3 protein-coding genes are annotated in these 2,891 nt (G+C 29.7%); 2 read left to right on the top strand and 1 reads right to left on the bottom strand.

Annotated features, from left to right (window positions below; genetic code table 11):
* On the bottom strand, nt 1-528 hold a 528-nt coding region (locus tag ACH2BO_RS01030), incomplete at its 3' end, for a TrmH family RNA methyltransferase (protein WP_395042902.1).
* Between the two features lie 123 nt (nt 529-651).
* Between ACH2BO_RS01030 and ACH2BO_RS01025 the strand changes: the two genes are divergently transcribed.
* Together ACH2BO_RS01025 and purB are read left to right on the top strand one after the other, a co-directional pair.
* Nucleotides 652-1,344: an NAD-dependent deacetylase gene (locus ACH2BO_RS01025; protein WP_395042901.1), complete on the top strand. Its 693-nt coding sequence runs from the start codon at nt 652-654 to the stop codon at nt 1,342-1,344.
* A 112-nt stretch (nt 1,345-1,456) separates the two neighbouring features.
* Nucleotides 1,457-2,800, top strand: coding sequence for an adenylosuccinate lyase (gene purB / locus ACH2BO_RS01020; RefSeq protein WP_395042900.1), 1,344 nt, complete (start codon nt 1,457-1,459; stop codon nt 2,798-2,800).
* Nucleotides 2,801-2,891 lie beyond the last annotated feature (91 nt).

Here is a 2,891-nt window from a genome sequence, read left to right as displayed (position 1 = left end):
ACTCATTAAATTCTGAATAATAATGGCTGCCGAAACTGAAATATTTAAACTTTCAGTAAAACCAGCCATCGGAATTTTTAAAAATCCATCTGCTTTTTGTAAAACTTCTTCCGATAATCCGTCGCGTTCTGTACCAAAAAATAACGCACTTGGTTTTGTAATGTCAAAACTATCTAAATCACAATCATTTTCGTGTGGCGAAGTTGCAATTATCTGATAACCTTTACTTTTTAAGGTAGAAATACAATTAGAAATACTTTCAAATCTATTTACATCAACCCATTTTTGTGCGCCCATTGCAATTTCTTTATCAATAGATTTTGTGTATCGTTCTTCAATCACATTAAGTTGTTGAATTCCAAAAACTTCGCAACTTCTCATTACAGCACTTGTATTGTGCAACTGAAAAATATCTTCCATTGCAATAGTAAAATGATTGGTACGTTTAGATAAAACTTGCAAAAAGCGTTCTTTTCTGTTTTCGGTAAGTATGTTTTCTAAAAAAGTTAGATAATCTAAATCGACCATTTGAATAAATATTATTTGGTAAAAATAGTAAAAAACAGTAACTTTAAACTTTAAAATAAATTCCATTTAGTACAATAAATATTGGATTCTTAAATAAATCTAGAACGAGTAAATTAAACATAAATGAAAAAGAAATTGGTTGTTTTAACAGGCGCAGGAATTTCTGCAGAAAGTGGTATAAAAACTTTTAGAGATTCTGACGGACTTTGGGAAGGACACAATGTTATGGATGTTGCAACTCCTGAAGGTTGGCGCAAAAATCAAGAATTAGTTTTAGATTTTTATAATCAACGAAGAAAACAATTGCACGAAGTTGAACCAAATCTTGGACACAAAGTTCTTGCCGATTTAGAAAAAAATTTTAAAGTTTACATAATTACTCAAAACGTAGATAATTTGCACGAAAAAGCTGGAAGTAAAAATGTTTTACATCTTCACGGAGAATTATTTAAAGTGCGAAGTGTAAAAGATAAAAACTACATTTTAGATTGGAAAACCGATTTGAATAAAACTGATGTTGATAAAAACGGATTTCAATTGCGACCACATATTGTATGGTTTGGCGAAGATGTTCCTGCACTTGAAGAAGCATTAGAAATTACTCAAAATGCAGATTTTTTTGCTGTTATTGGAACGTCGCTTCAAGTTTATCCAGCAGCAGGTTTGGTTGAATATACACCACCAAATATTCCTATTTATTATATTGATCCAAATCCTGGAACAATGCAAAATGTAAATAATAAAGTTGAAATTATTCCCTTAAAAGCTAGTGAAGGTTTGCCATTATTGAAAGATAGACTGCTTAAAAGAGAATAGAACAAAGAAAACAGAAAAAAGATTTTGTGTAAATCTATAATCTATTTTCTTTGTTCTATATTCTATATTCTAAATTGGTTTAACTATTTTTGCACTTCAAAACACAACTAAAATGCAACTAACAGAATTAAATGCAGTTTCACCAATTGACGGAAGATACCGAAGTATAACTAAATCATTATCCGCTTATTTTTCTGAAGAAGCATTAATAAAATATAGAGTTTTAGTAGAAGTTGAATACTTTATTTCACTTTGCGAATTGCCTTTGCCACAATTAAAAAATATAGATGCTAAAGTGTTTTCAGAATTAAGAAATATTTATTTAAATTTCTCAACCCAAGATGCACTTTGGATAAAAGAATCCGAAAAAACTACCAATCACGATGTAAAAGCGGTTGAATATTTTATTAAAGAAAAATTTGAAAAACTAAACTTATCTCAATATAAAGAGTTCATTCACTTTGGATTAACTTCTCAAGATATTAACAATACTGCCATTCCACTTTCTACAAAAGAAGCTTTTGAAAATGTATATTTACCAAGTTTAATAGCTTTAATTGCAAAATTAAAAGAAATAGCAATGGAATGGAAAGACATTCCAATGTTGGCTAGAACTCACGGTCAACCTGCATCTCCTACTCGACTTGGAAAAGAATTTTTAGTTTTTGTAGAACGTCTTGAAGAACAAATGCGTTTGTTGTTCAATATTCCATTTGCAGCAAAATTTGGTGGCGCAACAGGAAATTTCAATGCGCATCATGTTGCGTATTCAACTATTGATTGGAAAAAATTTGGAAACACTTTCGTGGAAGAAACGCTAGGTTTACAACATTCTTTTCCAACAACACAAATAGAACATTACGATCATTTTGCTGCGTTTTTTGATGCGTTAAAAAGAATAAATACTATTATAATCGATTTAGATAGAGATATTTGGACTTATGTTTCGATGGATTATTTCAAACAAAAAATAAAAGCAGGCGAAATTGGTTCTTCTGCGATGCCACATAAAGTAAATCCAATAGATTTTGAAAATAGCGAAGGAAATTTAGGAATTGCCAATGCCATTTTTGAACATCTTTCTGCCAAATTACCTTTGTCAAGATTACAACGTGATTTAACTGATAGTACGGTTTTAAGAAACATTGGAGTTCCAATTGGTCACACATTAATTGCATTTGAAGCAACTTTGAAAGGTTTAAATAAATTATTACTAAACGAACCAAAATTTGCCGAAGATTTAGAAAAAAATTGGGCAGTTGTAGCCGAAGCAATTCAAACTATTTTACGACGTGAAGGTTATCCAAATCCTTATGAAGCTTTGAAAGGATTAACTAGAACCAATGAAGTTATGAATAAAGAATCTATTCATAATTTTATTCAAACTTTAGATGTTTCTGATGCAATTAAGAATGAATTGATGCAAATTAGTCCTAGTAATTATTTGGGGATTTAAAAATTTGCCACGAAGACACTAAGTCACAAAGTTTAAAAAATTTAAATATAAAAAAAGCTTAAAAAAATATAAATTTATATTTTTTTAAGCT

Origin of the sequence: Flavobacterium sp., from assembly GCF_043773265.1 — a bacterium.
Taxonomy (GTDB): Bacteria; Bacteroidota; Bacteroidia; order Flavobacteriales; family Flavobacteriaceae; genus Flavobacterium.
The sequence above is the reverse complement of the archived record's forward strand: the minus strand, read 5'-3'. Positions and strand labels throughout refer to the sequence as shown.